Raw genomic sequence first — 14,872 nt, 5'->3', positions numbered from 1 at the left:
GCCCTTTCTCGCGTGGTGCGGGCGCCGGATGTCGGGGCGCCCGGGAAGGAGGGAGTACGGCCCGGTGGCGGCCGGGCCGCACCCTAGCCTCGGGCGCCGGAGCGTCCGAGGTCGGCGGGGCCGAAGGCGTCCGGCAGCAGCTCGGCGAGCGGGCGGATACCGGAGGCCGTGTCGATCTGGAGGCCGGGGCCGCCGTGCTCCCACAGCAGCTGACGGCAGCGGCCGCAGGGCATCAGCACCGCGCCCTCGGCGTCGCAGCAGGTGAAGGCGGTCAGCCGACCGCCGCCGGAGGCGAAGAGCGCCGAGACCAGGCCGCATTCGGCGCACAGAGCGACGCCGTACGCCGCGTTCTCCACATTGCACCCGGTGACCGTGCGGCCGTCGTCGACGAGCGCCGCGGCGCCCACCGGGAAGCGGGAGTACGGGGCGTAGGCCCGGGACATCGCGTCCCGGGCCGCCGCGCGCAGCGACTCCCAGTCGGGAGCCGCCGCAGCGGATGTGCTCATGTGCCCTGTCCCTTCCGGTAGGGCTTGTTGTTGGCCTTGGGCATCCGCAGCCGTTGTGAGGCCATTCCCATCACCAGCAGGGTGACGACGTACGGGGTACCGGCGACCAGGTCGTTGGAGACGGTGTCCGACAGCAGGTACCAGACGATCAGCAGAACGGCACCCGCACCGGCCACCGCGCCTCCGAGATAACTCTTGCGGAACAGCCGCCAGCCCGCCAGCAGAGCGAGGCCGAGTGCCACCAGCAGGAGCAGCGCGTGCACGGTGGCACCGCCGTTGCGCAGCTGGAGGGCGTCGGAGTAGCCGAACAGGCCCGCGCCCATCGCCAGCCCGCCGGGCCGCCAGTTGCCGAAGAGCATCGCGGCGAGGCCGATGTAGCCGCGGCCGCCGGTCTGGCCCTCGTTGTAGATGTGCGAGCGGACCAGGGCGAGGAAGACACCGCCGAGTCCGGCCAGGGCACCGGAGGTGACCACGGCCGCGTACTTGTACAGGTAGACGTTGACGCCGAGGGACTCGGCCGCCGTCGGGTTCTCACCGCAGGACCGCAGCCGCAGTCCGAACGAGGTCTTCCACAGGACGAAGAAGCTCCCGATGACCAGCAGCACCGCCAGGATGGTCAGCGCCGAGATCTCGGTGACCAGCCCGCCGAGGATGCCGGCGATGTCCGAGACCACGAACCAGTGGTGGTTCTCCAGAGTGGACAGCCAGTCGGACAGACCCGGCACGGTGAATGTCGGGAGGTCGTCGACCTGCGGGGACTGCTTGGGCGAACCGCCGATGTCGCTCAGCGGCTCGAACCAGCGCTTGGCCAGATAGGTGGTGGCGCCCAGCGCGAGGATGTTGATCGCCACACCGGAGATGATGTGGTCGACCCCGAAGGTGACGGTGGCGATGGCATGGACCAGTCCGCCGACGGCGCCGCCGAGGACGCCCGCGAGCACACCCACCCAGGGGTTGGTCTGATACCCGGCCCAGGCACCGAAGAAGGTGCCGAGGATCATCATGCCCTCGAGGCCGATGTTGACCACACCGGCACGCTCGGCCCACAGGCCGCCGAGGCCCGCGAGCCCGATCGGCACGGCCAGGCCGAGCGCGGCGCCGATCTGACCGGCGGAGGTGACGCGGTCGAAGTCCGCCTGCTGGGCGGCGTCGACGAAGGTCCGCAGCACCGACAGGGCGACCAGTGCCCCGGCGACGATCAGCAGCACCTTGGCCAGGGACATCCGGGAGGCGGACCCCGCGGTCTTGCCCGGCGTGGTCGTGCTCTTGGTGGTGGTCACCGTGGCACTCATGCCGGCACCTCCTGCTTGTCACTCTTGGCGGCCTTGGCCTGGGCGGCGAGCTCCGCACCGACCTTCTGCTGCTGGCGCTTGAGGCCGTAGCGGCGCACCAGTTCGTATGCGATGACGACGCACAGGACGATCACGCCCTGCATCACGCCGACGATCTCCTTGTCGTAGCCCTCGAACTCCAGCCGGTTGGCACCGCGCTCCAGGAAGCCCCACAGCAGGGCGGCCAGTCCGATGCCGACCGGGTTGTTGCGGCCGAGCAGGGCGATGGCGATACCGGTGAAGCCCACGCCCACGGGGAAGTCGGCGGTGAACTGGTGGGTGTCGTTCAGCACGGTGGGCATGCCGATCAGGCCGGCCATCGCGCCGGAGAGCAGCATGCTGGTGAGGACCATGCGCTTGACGTTGACACCGCTGGCCTCGGCGGCGGACTCGGAGCGGCCCACCGCGCGCAGGTCGAAGCCGAACCGGGTGCGGCCCAGCATGAACCAGAAGCCGACCCCGGCGAGGACGGCGACGACGATGAAGCCCCAGATCGGGTCCAGGTCACCACCGGCCGGGATGGTGAAGAAGTGGCTGGACTCCGGCAGCGGCTCGGTGGCCACGATGTTGGTCTGCTTGTCCAGTACGCCCAGTCGGCCGTCCACCAGCAGATAGCTGATCAGGATGCCCGCGAGGGAGTTCAGCATGATGGTGCTGATCACCTCGCTGACGCCGCGGTAGACCTTGAGCAGACCGGCGATGGACGCCCACATCGCGCCGACGAGCATGGCGACCAGGATGATCAGCGGGATCTGCACCAGACCCGGCAGCCCCATCGCGCCACCGGCGGCGGCGCCGAAGAAGGCGCCCAGCCGGTACTGGCCGTCGACACCGATGTTGAACAGGTTCATCCGGAAGCCGATGGCCACCGCGAGACCCGCCAGGTAGTACGTCGTGGCCTTGTTGAGGATGTAGACCTGGCTGTCGGCCTTCACCCCGTAGTCGAACATCACGCCGAAGGCGTCGAACGGCGCCTTGCCGGTCGCCGCCAGCACCACCGCGGTCAGCAGGAACGCGCTGACGATCGCCAGCAGCGGGGCCGCGATCGCGAGGAGCACCCGCTCCTTGTCGAACTTCTTCATCGGTCCTCTCCCCCAGCCGGGGCCTCGTCGGCCGGTTCGGCGGTCGCCGGGGCGTCGGTGTCGGCCGGAGCGTCGGTGTCGGCGTCGGCCGGGGCGTCGGCGTCGGCCGTGCCCTCCAGATGGCCGGACGCCGCGCCGGTCATGGCCGAGCCCAGCTCCTCCGGGGTGATCGTGCAGGGGTCGGCGTCGGCGACCAGCCGGCCGCGGTACATCACCCGCAGGCTGTCGGACAGGCCGATCAGCTCGTCCAGGTCGGCCGAGATCAGCAGCACGGCCAGGCCCTCGCGCCGGGCGGCGCGGATCTGGTCCCAGATCTGCGCCTGCGCGCCGACGTCCACACCGCGGGTGGGGTGCGCGGCGATCAGCAGCTTGGGGTGGTGGCTCATCTCCCGGCCGATGATCAGCTTCTGCTGGTTGCCGCCGGAGAGGGAGGCCGCGGTGACCTCGATACCGGGGGTGCGCACGTCGTACTCGGTGACGATCCGCTCCGTGTCACGGCGCGCGGCACCCGGATTGAGCAGCCCGCCCTTGCTGTTGGGCGCCTCGGTGACATGGCCGAGGATGCGGTTCTCCCACAGCGGGGCCTCCAGCAGCAGGGCGTGCCGGTGGCGGTCCTCGGGGATGTAGCCGATGCCGTCCTCCCGCCGTTTGCGGGTGGGGGCGTGCGAGATGTCGGCGCCGTCGAGGGTGATGACGCCCGCGTCGGGGTCGCGGATACCCATGATGGCCTCGACCAGTTCGGCCTGGCCGTTGCCCTCCACACCGGCGATGCCCAGGACTTCGCCCTTGTGGATGGTGAGGTCGATGCCGTCGAGCACCGCGCGCTGCACCCCGTCCACATCGGTGGCGGTCAGCCGCAGTCCGTCGACGGTCAGCATCTTCTGGTCGGTGACGGTGGACTCGCGGGTCTCCGGAGAGGGCAGTTCACTGCCGACCATCAGCTCGGCGAGCTGGCGGGGGCTGGTCTGGGAGGGGACGACGGAGGCCACCGTGGTGCCGCGCCGGATGACGGTGATGTCATCGGCCACGGAGAGGACTTCACCCAGCTTGTGGGAGATGAAGAGGACGGTGAGGCCCTCGGACTTGAGCTCGCGGAGGTTGTCGAAGAGCGCGTCGACCTCCTGCGGCACGAGGACCGCGGTCGGCTCGTCGAGGATCAGCGTACGAGCGCCGCGGTAGAGGACCTTGAGGATCTCCACCCGCTGGCGGTCGGCGACGCCGAGGTCCTCCACGAGGACGTCGGGGCGGACCCCCAGGCCGTAGGCGTCGGAGATCTCCTTGATCCTGGCGCGCGCCTTGGCGCCGATGCCGTGCAGCTTCTCCGCGCCGAGGACGACGTTCTCCAGCACGGTGAAGTTGTCGGCCAGCATGAAGTGCTGGTGCACCATGCCCACGCCGCGGGATATCGCGTCCGCCGGGGAGTGCAGTTCGACCGTGGCGCCGTCGAGCGCGATGGTGCCCTCGTCCGGGCGCTGCATCCCGTAGAGGATCTTCATCAGGGTCGACTTGCCCGCGCCGTTCTCGCCGACGAGGGCGTGGACGGTACCGCGGCGCACGGTGATGTCGATGTCGTGGTTGGCGACGACTCCGGGGAACCGCTTGGTGATTCCGTGGAGTTCTACGGCGATGTCATGGACGTCGCCGGCGGGGGCGCCCTTGGGTGGGCTGGCGGCTTTGATGGCGCACTCCTGAGGGGCGTGAGCGGTAGAACTGGCCGGAGCGCGCCGGGAGCGCGCCTGCGTCGGAAGCGACGGGGATGTGCCATGGACCCGGGCGGACGGCGGGTCCCCCGGGTCCATGGCGGACGGTGATCAATCCTTGTAGGTGTCCGCCACCTTGATCTTGCCGTCGATGATCTTCTTCTTGGCTTCCTCGATCTTCGGCTTGATGTCGTTGATGAATCCGCCGGAGTACGAGAGGGAGACGCCGCCACGCTTCAGGTCGTAGGTCTGGACGCCGCTCTCGGGCTTCTTGTCCTTGGCCACGCTCTTGATGAAGTCGTAGACCGAGTTGTCCACGGTCTTGATCATGGAGGTCATGATCGTGTGCTTGTACTGGGCCAGGCCCTTGTCGTAGTACTGGTCGCCGTCGACACCTATCGACCAGGTGCCCTTCTTCTTGGCGGTGGCCTCGATGGCGCCCGCGCCGGAGCCGCCGGCCGCCGAGTAGATCACGTCAACCTTGTTGGAGAGCATGCCCTCGGCGATGTCCTTGCCGCGGTCGGGCATGCCGAAGCCCTTGGCGGAACCGACCTGGACCCACTGGACGTCCAGCGACGCCTTGGGGTTGGTGTCCTTCAGGCCCTGCTGGAAGCCGCCCGCGAACTTCTTGATCAGTGCGCTGTCGGTGCCGCCGATGAAGCCGACCTTGTTGGACTTGGTCTTCAGGCCCGCGGCCACACCGGCGAGGTAGGAGCCCTCGTGCTCGGCGGAGACCAGGCTGGCGACGTTCTTGAGGTCGACGACCGAGTCGACGATCGCGAAGTCGGTGTCCTTGTACTTCTTGGCGGCCTTGGTGAGCGAGGGGGTCCACGCGTAGCCGACGCCGACGACCGGGTTGTAGCCCTCCTCGGCGAGGCTGGCCAGCTTGTCGTAGCGGTCGGCGTCGGTGTCGCCGTCCTTCGCCGTCAGCTCGGTGCCACCGATCTTGAAGTCCTTCTTGGCCTTGTCGAAGCCCTTGGCGGCGGAGTCGTTGAAGGAGTGGTCGCCGCGGCCGCCCACGTCATAGGCCAGGCCGACGCCCTTGTCCTTCTTTCCTTCCGTCGAACTGCTGCCACAGGCGGTGGCGGAGAATGCGAGGGCCGCGGTGGCGATGCCCGCGGCAACTATCTTGGATACCCGGCGCACGAGGGTCCCCTCTGACTCGAAGCGCCTCCTTTGGCGCTGGCTCCGCGGCATCGTAACGCGCGTAGATGTCAGATAAAGCCCCCCTCGGAAGCCGTTATCGGATCGTCGCGAACGTGCCTTGACCGAGGGGTCGCGAAGGGGTCTCGGAGGGATCTACAGAAGGTTTCGGTCGAGCAACGCGGCGGCGGTGAACAGCTCCACGCCGACGCCGATGGCACCCTCGTCCACATCGAAGTCGCCGCAGTGCAGATCGCGCCGGGTGCTGTCGCCGGGCCGGCGGACGCCCAGCCGGGCCATGGCGCCCGGCACCCGCTCCAGGTACCAGGAGAAGTCCTCGCCGCCGAGGCTCTGTTCGGTGCCCTCGACCGCGGTGGAGCCGCGGCGGGCCACCATCGCGTCGCGCAGCAGCTGGGTGGAGCTCGCCTCGTTGACCACCGGCGGCACCCCGCGGATGTAGTTGATCTCCGACTTGGCGCGGTGCAGGGTGGCGATCTCGTCGACCGCGGCGTGCACCAGGTCCGGAGCCTCGCGCCAGGCGGGCAGGTCCAGGCAGCGGACGGTGCCGGACAGCTCGGCGTGCTGCGGGATGACGTTGCAGGCGTGGCCGGATTCCACCCGCCCCCAGGTCAGCGCGAGCCCGGAGCGGGCGTCGACCCGGCGCGCCAGCAGCGCGGGCACCTCGGTGATCACCTTGGCGGCGGCGGTCACCAGGTCGGTGGTCAGATGCGGACGCGCGGTGTGGCCGCCCGGTCCGTCGAGGGAGATCTCCAGCCGGTCGCAGGCCGAGGTGATCGGCCCGGTGCGCAGCCCGATCCGGCCGACCTCGACCTTGGGGTCGCAGTGCAGGGCCAGGATCCGGCCGACGCCGTCCAGCACACCCGCCTCGATCGCGTCGGCCGCGCCGCCGGGCAGCACCTCCTCGGCGGGCTGGAACAGCAGCCGCACCGGGCGGTGCAGCCGTCCCTCACGGGCCAGCTCGGCCAGGACCAGACCGGCGCCGAGCACCACGGTGGTGTGCACATCGTGGCCGCAGGCGTGGGCGCGGTCGGCGAAGGTCGAGCGGTAGGGGACGGTCTTGGTGTCCGGGATGGGCAGTCCGTCGATGTCGGCGCGCAGCGCCAGCAGCGGCAGCGCCGTCGACAGGCTGTCGCGCGGGCCGATGTCACAGATGAGACCGGTGCCGGAGGGGAGCACTCGCGGGGCGAGACCCGCCTTCTCCAGCCGCGCCTTGATCGCGGCGGTGGTGCGGAACTCGCAGTTGCCGAGCTCCGGGTGCATATGCAAGTCCCGCCGGAAGGAGATCAGTTCGGTGCGGAGCGCATCGGGCACCGCACCGGGCAGTGCCGCGTCGGCGGAGGGTGTGGCATCGGTCTCATCGAGGGACATCAATTGCTTCACCTGAAGAAGCGTAGAACGGCAACCGGGTCGCCCGAATGTCGATCAACAAAACTTCAACCGGATCGGGGAGGGAAAAGTACCCCTCCCGGTGCATGATCTCCCTAGTCAGGGGGTATAACAGCCTGCTTTGTCGTGAGAAGGGCCACACGGCCGTCCGAGCGACGCTGTCAGGAAGCTGCCATCGCGGTCCCGGGGGCCGCGGGTCTCCCCGGGGAGGACGCGGGCGGCGTCTGCGGTGCCGGAGCCGACGAAGGGCCGGGCGCCGGGGGCGAGGGCTGCGGCACCGTGACCGACGGCGCCGGGCTCAGCCGCTGGACGTCCCGGGCGGTGCCGGTGACACCCGACAGGAACCCCTGGGCGCGCGGTGAGGCGTCGCTCGTCAGCCAGGCCGGGTCCACATCGCAGACGGCGACCTGCACCCCGGTGCCCACCAGCGCCAGCGGCAGGGTGTGCACCACGGTCGAGGGAAAGCTCACGATGGTGTGGCCGATGGGGCCCCGGCGCGCTATCAGCTCCAGCGGCAGATCCGGCCGTACGATCTCCAGCCCCACCTCGGACGAGACCCGGTGCAGCTTCTCGGTGCTCTCCCGGCGGTGGGCGAAGTAGCGGGTGGCGCCGTGGGTACGGGCCAGGGCGGCGACCGCCTCCAGATAGCGCTCGAGGTCCACCACCCCGGTCTCCACCAGGGAGGTGCCCACCAGATCGGTGCCGCGGGTGAGTCGGGGCGGGCCGAAGCGGGAGCGGGTCCAGGCGAAGTCGTTGGCGATGACGGTCACCCCCGCGGGCGGCTCGACCGGCATGGAGCTGAAGACCTCGACCCGGCGCTTGTTGCCCGGGGTGAGCCGACGGCGTGCGGTGGCGGACACCGGCGCGAAGACCATGTCGCGCGCCCCTCGGCTGCTGCCGCGGCGGTGCCAGCGCTCCAGCCGCTCCCCGTTGGCGAGCTGGGAGATGAACTCCATGGTGGCCGTGCCGTCGTCCACCACGACCAGGTCGCGGGCGCGGGTGAGGGTCAGCAGCAGCTGGACGTAGCGCGAGAAGGGATCGCCGATGACGATCCGCCCGGCGCGGCGCAGCGGTCCGCGCAGTCCGCCGATGGTCTTCAGCGGGGCGCCCGCCCCGCCGCGCGCGTTCTCCCAGCGCACCGTGATGCTCTCGTCCCGGGCGAGCTCGGCCATCCGGCGCAGCTGGCCACGGGTCATCGGATCGTGCGGGGAGAGCACCACCACGGTGAGGTCCAGCGCGTCGCCCAGCGGTGGCAGCCGGTCCGGCGCCGCGGCGGACGCATCGGAACCACCGGAGCTGTCGGAACCACCGGACGTGGCCGGTGCCGTACCGCGCAGCGCGTCCGCGTACGCCCACTCCAGCACGTTCAGCAGCTGGACCGGGCTCTCCACGAAGGCGAGGGTGCTCAGGGGGGAGGAGGGGGCGGCGGGCATCGCACCGTCCACGGAGGGCATCGCACCGTCCAAGGGCAGGGCCCGGAACCGGCGAGCGGCCCCCGAGTGCTCGGGGCCGCCCGCCGTCTCCGGGCGCGGGCCGGTCTCACCGGCCGGTGGGTTCACGTCGAGGTGCCTCAGACCGCGACGGGCTCGCGCTCGGCGGCCTCGCCCTCGGCGATGACGCCCGGGACCCGGCGCAGCTTCTTCATCGGGCCGAGCTCGCTCTCGTAGACCTTCTTGATGCCGTCGCCCAGCGACTCCTCGACCACGCGGATGTCACGGACGAGGCGCTGGAGGCCCTGCGGCTCCACCGAGGCGGCCTGGTCCGAGCCCCACATGGCGCGGTCCAGGGTGATGTGGCGCTCGATGAAGGTCGCGCCGAGCGCGACGGCGGCCAGGGTGGTCTGGAGACCGGTCTCGTGGCCGGAGTAGCCGATCGGCACGTTGGGGTACTCGCCCTGGAGCGTGTTGATCACGCGCAGGTTGAGCTCCTCGGCCTTGGCCGGGTAGGTGGAAGTGGCGTGGCAGAGCAGGATGTTGTCGCTGCCCAGCACCTCGACCGCGTGGCGGATCTGCTTGGGGGTGGACATGCCCGTCGACAGGATGATCGTGCGGCCGGTCGCGCGCAGGGCGCGCAGCAGCTCGTCGTCGGTCAGCGAGGCGGAGGCCACCTTGTGGGCCGGGACGTCGAACTTCTCCAGGAAGGCGACGGCCTCGGTGTCCCACGGGGAGGCGAACCAGTCGATACCGCGCTTCTTGCAGTGCTCGTCGATGGCGCGGTACTCGTCCTCACCGAACTCCACGCGGTGGCGGTAGTCGATGTAGGTCATCCGGCCCCAGGGGGTGTCGCGCTCGATGTCCCACTGGTCGCGCGGGGTGCAGATCTCCGGGGTTCGCTTCTGGAACTTGACCGCGTCGCAGCCCGCGTCGGCGGCCACGTCGATCAGCTTGAACGCGTTCTCCAGGTCGCCGTTGTGGTTGATGCCGATCTCACCGGTGACGTAAACCGGCTGGCCGGGCCCGGCGGTCTTGTCACCGAGGGTGCGGAGGCGAGAGATGGAGCTCACTAAGACAGTTCCTTTCCGAGAATCCACGAGGCGATCTCGCGGATCGCGCCGTCACCACCGGGGGTGGAGGTGACCGCACGTGCGGCGCCGCGCACGACGTCGTGCGCACCTGCGACCGCCACGGGCCAGCCGACAAGGCCGAAGCACGGGAGGTCGTTGACGTCGTTGCCGACGTAGAGCACGCGCTCCGGCGCGATGCCCTGCTCCTCGCACCACTGCTTCAGTGCGAGATCTTTTCGGTCGATGCCGTGGAGCACGGGGACCTGGAGTTTGCGGGCCCGTGCGGCGACGACCGGGTTCTTTTCCGTGGACAGGATCAGCAGCGCCAGCTCCGCTCGGCGCAGGGCGGCGATCCCGAGCCCGTCGCCGCGGTGCACGGCGACGAGTTCGCGTCCTTCGGAGTCGATCAGCACCCTGTCGTCGGTCTGGGTGCCGTCGAAGTCGAGTACCACCGCGTCGATGTCCTCGCGGGTGGGGAGGGAGCCCGGCCGGTCCGCGTCCAGCAGCGGGGCCAGGGCGCGGGCGCGGGCCAGGTCGTGCGGGTCGTCGACCTCCAGCACCCGGGCGGCGTCGGTGCGCACCAGCTCGGTGCGGCCGAAGAAGCGGTGTCCGGCCTCGCGGAAGCCGCGCGCGTCCATCGCGTAGGCGGCGCCGGTCTCCAGGAAGTCCTGGGGGCGGTCCTGACGGCGCGGCCGGTACGCCTTGTCGTGGTTCACGCCCGAGCCGCCCGCGGCGGCAGGGATCGGGGCGGTCACGTCACTTTCCTGCTCGCCCTCGCGCCAGACGAAGCCGTGGAAGGGGGCGACCGTCAGGGCGCTGTCGGCGCCCTTCTCCACCACCGCCGCGGCGACCCCGTCGATGTCCTCGCGCACCAGGAACGGGCTGGTGCACTGCACCAGCAACACCACGTCCACCGGACCACCGCCGAGCGCCTCGTAGGCGTCCATGGCGTGGATCACCGCGGCCTCGCTGGTGGCGGTGTCGCCCGCGATGGCCGGGGGACGCTGGACGACCTCGGCGCCCGCGCCGCGGGCCGCGGCGGCGATCCCGGAGTCGTCGGTGGAGACGACCACGTCCGTCACCAGGCGGCTGGCCCGGCACTCCCGGACGGCGCGCGCCACCAGCGGCACGCCTCCCACGGCGGCGAGGTTCTTGGCGGGGACGCCCTTGGACCCGCCGCGGGCGGGGATCACGGCGAGTACTCGCCGGTCGGCGGAGGTGGGCATCGCGGCTCCTTCAGTGCTGATCGAGGTGGTCACAGCGGTGGTCACAGCTCCCCCATCCGACGGATGACGGGGGCCACACGCTGTACGCCGTGGCGGTAGGCGCCGCGGGCCGCCTCGCGCATCGTGTGGCGCACCACCCGGCGCAGACCCCCGACCCGGGCCTCGTCCTCGGGGGTGGCACCGGGGCGGGGCCGTCCGTCCGGCTCGAAGCCGTAGCGGGCGAGCCGTCCGGGCAGATAGCCGGGGGCGGTGGCGCGGGTGTAGTAGGGGTCGAGCGGCGGCAGGGTGTCCGCGGCGGCCAGTTCGGCGACCCGGTCCCGGGCGGCGTCGAACCAGGTCTCGTACGGCCCGTCGGCGGCGACGCCCTGACGGGCCAGCCACGCGGGGTCGGGCTCGGGCCGGTGTCCGGCGTCCAGCTGGTCCCAGGAGGCCAGGCAGCCGGAGCCGAGGAAGTGGTGGTTGCCCAGCGCCTCGCGGATCCCCAGATCGGTGAGGACGGCGGTGGGCACACCCCGGTGCAGGGACTCCAGCGCGGCCGTGGAGCTGACCGTGACCAGCAGGTCGGCAGTGTCCAGGACCTCGCCCATGTTCCCGTACGCCAGACGGAAGTTGGCGGGGACGCCGTCGCCGAGCCGGTCGATCAGCTTCTGGTAGGGAAGCTCCTCGATATGGGTGGTGTGCTCGCCGGGCTTGCTGCGCAGCTTGACCACCACCTCGCGGTCGGGGTGGCGGCGGGCGTGCTCCACCGCGCGGCGCAGCAGATAGGTGCGGTCGGCGCGGTTGTCGGGCACGGACGGCTGGACGGCGAAGACCACGGTGCCGCCGGGGTGGGCACGGCCGAGCCGGGCCTTCTCGTCGTAGCGGGCGCCGCCGAGGAACGGCAGCGCGCACTCCACGACGCTGTCCGCCGAGGCGCCCACGCCCCGGTAGACCTCGCGGAACCGCTCCGCGTCATGGCGGGAGTTGGCGAGCACGACATCGGCGCCGTGGCGCAGCAGCAGACCGTCGGCCAGCTTCTCGTAGACCACGCCGACATAGCCGGTGACGACCACGGGGCGGCGGGCGGCGCCGCGCCAGGCGTGGGCCAGACCGTGCACCATGGCCTGGACGGCACCCCCGACCAGGGAGAGCACGATCACGTCGTAGTGTTCACGGTCCATCGCGCGGACGAATTCGGTGCCGGTCACCTCGCGCAGCGCGTCGGCGCGCACCCCCACCTCGGCGAGCTGCCGGACGGTCGGCGTCGCGCGGCCGCGCAGCAGAAAACCGTCCAGGCGGCGGCCCGCCTCCGAGTCATCCGGGACGAGGCGCTGTGCGGTGAGCGCGCCCCATTTCCACCGGGTGTCGGAGTCGGCGAGCACGGCCACTCGCGGGGATGTAGGGATAGGTGAGGACACGCCGAAGACGCTAGGAAGCGATTTCGATTCACGGCCCAACGCCGGAGCAACAAAGGGTTAACAGCGCGTCGACGATTGGCGAATCGGCTGGCGGGAAGAGCGGGTTAACCGTTCCGACGTTCTTCGTTCACCTTGAGGTACTGCTCTGGTCAAGACGAATGCCAGACGGCGACCTAGCGTCACCCGCGTGGTTAAGCTCTCCGTCATCGTGCCGTTCTACAACGTGCAGACCTATGCCCCTGACACGCTCAGAAGCCTGCGTGCGAACGCGCGCGAGGACTTCGAATTCATTCTCGTCGACGACTGTGCCACCGACGGGACGCCGGAGATCCTGGAGCGCGCCGAGCGCGAGCTGCCGGGGGCCGTCTACGTACGGCACGAGAAGAACGGCGGGCTCGCCACCGCGCGCAATACGGGGCTGGACGCGGCCCGCGGCGAGTACCTGACGTTCCTCGACGGCGACGACTGGCTGGCTCCCGGGTACTACGCCCAACTCCTCGCCGCCATGGAGGACTTGGGGTGTGACTTCGTCCGCACCGACCATGTCCAGTGCACCGCCCGCGCGCGCTCGATCGCCCGGGCGCCGCACGGCCTGCGCGGGGTGGTGATGGACCCGCGGGACGCGATCCTGCCCGCCGACCGCTCCACCTCCGTCGACTATCCCTACGCCTGGGCGGGCATGTACCACCGGCGGCTGCTGGACCAGGGGCTGCTGCACTTCACCGACGGGCTGCGCACCGCCGAGGACCGGCCCTGGATCTGGCGGCTGCACCGTGAGGCGCGCACGTTCGCCGTGCTCGGACTGCACGGAGTGTTCTACCGCCGCGGGGTTTCCTCGTCACTCACGCAGATCGGCGATGTGCGCCAGCTGGACTTCATTCGCGCATTCGATCAGGTCATCGAGGAAACGGCCCGGGACCGGGATGCCGACACCCTGCTGCCGAAGGCCGTCCGCACCTATTGCGCAATCATTTCCCATCACCTCGGAAACATCGAAAGATTCGAACCCCAAGTGGCCAGGAAACTCCGTTCCCTGTCGGCGGCCGCGATGAAACGCATGCCCCAGGACGTACTGAAGGACGCGCTGGATTCCATGGACTACGAGCGCGCCGCACGGCTGCGGCGAGTCAAGCGCCGCCCGGCGCCGGAGGTGGCGGCCTGATGTCCGGCTACACCCCCCGCGCCGCCCGTAAGCGCACCCAGATCTTCCTCGCCTCGACCCTCTACGGGGCGGCGACCCTCGCGGCCGCCATCGACGCGCAGAGCATCGAACCGGCCGACCGCCGGCTGCTGCTCATCAGCAACAACGCGGCGACCCCGGAGACCACCCCGGCCGTGGATGACATGCCCGGCTTCGAGCGGCTGCGCGGCCGCTTCGACCGGGTGCTGTCCTGGAACGAGACGATCAGCCCGTTCCACCCCGGCGGCTGGTCCCCGCGCTCCGACGACGCCCCCCTGTGGGAGCGCCATCTGCGGCTGCTGTGGAACCTCGGCGACGACGACATCGAACTGGTCCTGGAGTCCATCCAGGTCAACCCGGCGATGGCGGTCGCCAATGTCTTCCAGGGCGCGCCCATCGACGTCTACGCCGACGGCCTGATGAGCTACGGCCCGACCCGCAACAAGCTGGATCCGCTGATCGGCACCCGGATCCGGCGGCTGCTCCATCTGGACCTGGTGCCGGGGCTGCGGCCGCTGCTGCTCACCGAGTTCGGTGTGGAGCCGGAGATCCTGCCGACCGAGGTGTTCACCAAGGTGCTCGCCGAGGTCTCCGAAGCCGCCCCGCGCGGTGTGGCCTCCGCGAGTGAGCAGATCGCCACCGGTGCCGGACCGGCGCTGATGCTCGGCCAGTATCTGTCCGCGCTGGACATCCTCACTCCGCAGGAGGAGGAAGAGCTCCATGTGCGGATGCTGCGCGGCGCGGTGGCCCTCGGCCACCGCACGGTCGTCTTCAAACCGCACCCCACCGCCCCGGCCCGCTGGTCGCGGCTGCTGGAGAAGAAGGCGGCGGAGCTGGGCGCGGAGCTGACCGTGCTGGACACCCCGGTGCTGGCCGAGGTGCTGTACCAGCGGATGCGCCCGGCCCTGGTGGTCGGCTGCTTCTCCACCGCGCTGCTCACCGCGAGCGTCTTCTACGGACTCCCCGTCGCCCGGATCGGTACCGAGGTGCTGCTGGAGCGGCTGTCGCCGTACCAGAACAGCAACCGGATGCCGGTGACCATCGTGGACGCGCTGCTGCCCGACCTGGAGGACCACCGCGCGGTGGCCGCCGGCGGCCAACCGGTCGACGAGCGCGCCGGACGGCGGCTGACCGGACTGGTCTCCGCGGTCGGCTTCTGCATGCAGGCCAAGATCTACCCCGGACTGCGCCCGGCCGCCGAGCGCTATCTGTCGGCCCATCTGGACTCCCACACCTGGCGCTACTTCAAGCGCCGCAGGCTCACCGCGCTCGCCCTGCCCGGCGCGGTCCCGTCCCAACTGGCCTTCATCCCGCGCAACGAGGCGGTGCGCCGGGTCGCCCGCCGGGCCCGCGCTCTGAAGCGGTCCGCACTGAAGCGGACGGCCACCGGATGAGCC

Annotated in this window: 12 protein-coding genes; 2 read left to right on the top strand and 10 right to left on the bottom strand. The window is 70.7% G+C overall.

Annotated features, from left to right (window positions below; all coding sequences use genetic code 11):
• Positions 1–83 precede the first annotated feature (83 nt).
• The 10 genes from JK363_RS02290 to JK363_RS02245 form a co-directional block, all read right to left on the bottom strand.
• Positions 84–506 (bottom strand): cytidine deaminase, encoded by a 423-nt coding sequence (locus JK363_RS02290; RefSeq protein ID WP_201870781.1) that lies wholly within the window; start codon positions 504–506, stop codon positions 84–86.
• A complete protein-coding gene (locus tag JK363_RS02285; protein WP_201870780.1) occupies positions 503–1,798 on the bottom strand; it encodes an ABC transporter permease in 1,296 nt (431 codons plus the stop codon). The genes JK363_RS02290 and JK363_RS02285 overlap by 4 nt, the downstream gene beginning before the upstream one ends.
• Positions 1,795–2,919: an ABC transporter permease gene (locus tag JK363_RS02280; protein ID WP_201870779.1), complete on the bottom strand. Its 1,125-nt coding sequence runs from the start codon at positions 2,917–2,919 to the stop codon at positions 1,795–1,797. The genes JK363_RS02285 and JK363_RS02280 overlap by 4 nt, the downstream gene beginning before the upstream one ends.
• Positions 2,916–4,718 carry an ABC transporter ATP-binding protein gene (locus tag JK363_RS02275; protein ID WP_236075480.1) on the bottom strand — a complete coding sequence of 601 codons (1,803 nt, stop codon included), beginning with the start codon at positions 4,716–4,718 and terminating at the stop codon, positions 2,916–2,918. Before JK363_RS02275 ends, JK363_RS02280 begins: the two co-directional genes overlap by 4 nt.
• Positions 4,719–4,730: 12 nt before the next feature.
• Positions 4,731–5,765: a BMP family lipoprotein gene (locus JK363_RS02270; RefSeq protein ID WP_201870778.1), complete on the bottom strand. Its 1,035-nt coding sequence runs from the start codon at positions 5,763–5,765 to the stop codon at positions 4,731–4,733.
• Between the two features lie 153 nt (positions 5,766–5,918).
• On the bottom strand, positions 5,919–7,151 hold the full coding sequence (locus JK363_RS02265) for an amidohydrolase (RefSeq protein WP_201870943.1): 1,233 nt from the start codon (positions 7,149–7,151) through the stop codon (positions 5,919–5,921).
• Between the two features lie 179 nt (positions 7,152–7,330).
• Positions 7,331–8,602: a hypothetical protein gene (locus JK363_RS02260; protein ID WP_201870942.1), complete on the bottom strand. Its 1,272-nt coding sequence runs from the start codon at positions 8,600–8,602 to the stop codon at positions 7,331–7,333.
• 137 nt (positions 8,603–8,739) lie between these two features.
• The gene (locus tag JK363_RS02255) at positions 8,740–9,672 is read right to left on the bottom strand and encodes an N-acetylneuraminate synthase family protein (protein WP_201870777.1); all 933 of its coding nucleotides are present in this window, start codon (positions 9,670–9,672) and stop codon (positions 8,740–8,742) included.
• Positions 9,672–10,898 (bottom strand): acylneuraminate cytidylyltransferase, encoded by a 1,227-nt coding sequence (locus tag JK363_RS42065; protein WP_201870776.1) that lies wholly within the window; start codon positions 10,896–10,898, stop codon positions 9,672–9,674. Before JK363_RS42065 ends, JK363_RS02255 begins: the two co-directional genes overlap by 1 nt.
• A 41-nt stretch (positions 10,899–10,939) precedes the next feature.
• Positions 10,940–12,259, bottom strand: a complete 1,320-nt coding sequence (locus JK363_RS02245) for a DUF6716 putative glycosyltransferase (RefSeq protein WP_201870940.1) — start codon at positions 12,257–12,259, stop codon at positions 10,940–10,942.
• A 223-nt stretch (positions 12,260–12,482) separates the two neighbouring features.
• On the opposite strand from JK363_RS02245, the gene JK363_RS02240 reads away from it, so the two are divergent.
• Together JK363_RS02240 and JK363_RS02235 are read left to right on the top strand one after the other, a co-directional pair.
• A complete protein-coding gene (locus tag JK363_RS02240; protein WP_201870775.1) occupies positions 12,483–13,457 on the top strand; it encodes a glycosyltransferase family 2 protein in 975 nt (324 codons plus the stop codon).
• Positions 13,457–14,869: a polysialyltransferase family glycosyltransferase gene (locus JK363_RS02235; protein ID WP_201870774.1), complete on the top strand. Its 1,413-nt coding sequence runs from the start codon at positions 13,457–13,459 to the stop codon at positions 14,867–14,869. Before JK363_RS02240 ends, JK363_RS02235 begins: the two co-directional genes overlap by 1 nt.
• The last annotated feature ends 3 nt before the right edge of the window (positions 14,870–14,872 follow it).

Origin of the sequence: Streptomyces coffeae, from assembly GCF_016741875.1 — a bacterium.
GTDB lineage: Bacteria > Actinomycetota > Actinomycetes > Streptomycetales > Streptomycetaceae > Streptomyces > Streptomyces coffeae.
The sequence above is the reverse complement of the archived record's forward strand: the minus strand, read 5'-3'. Positions and strand labels throughout refer to the sequence as shown.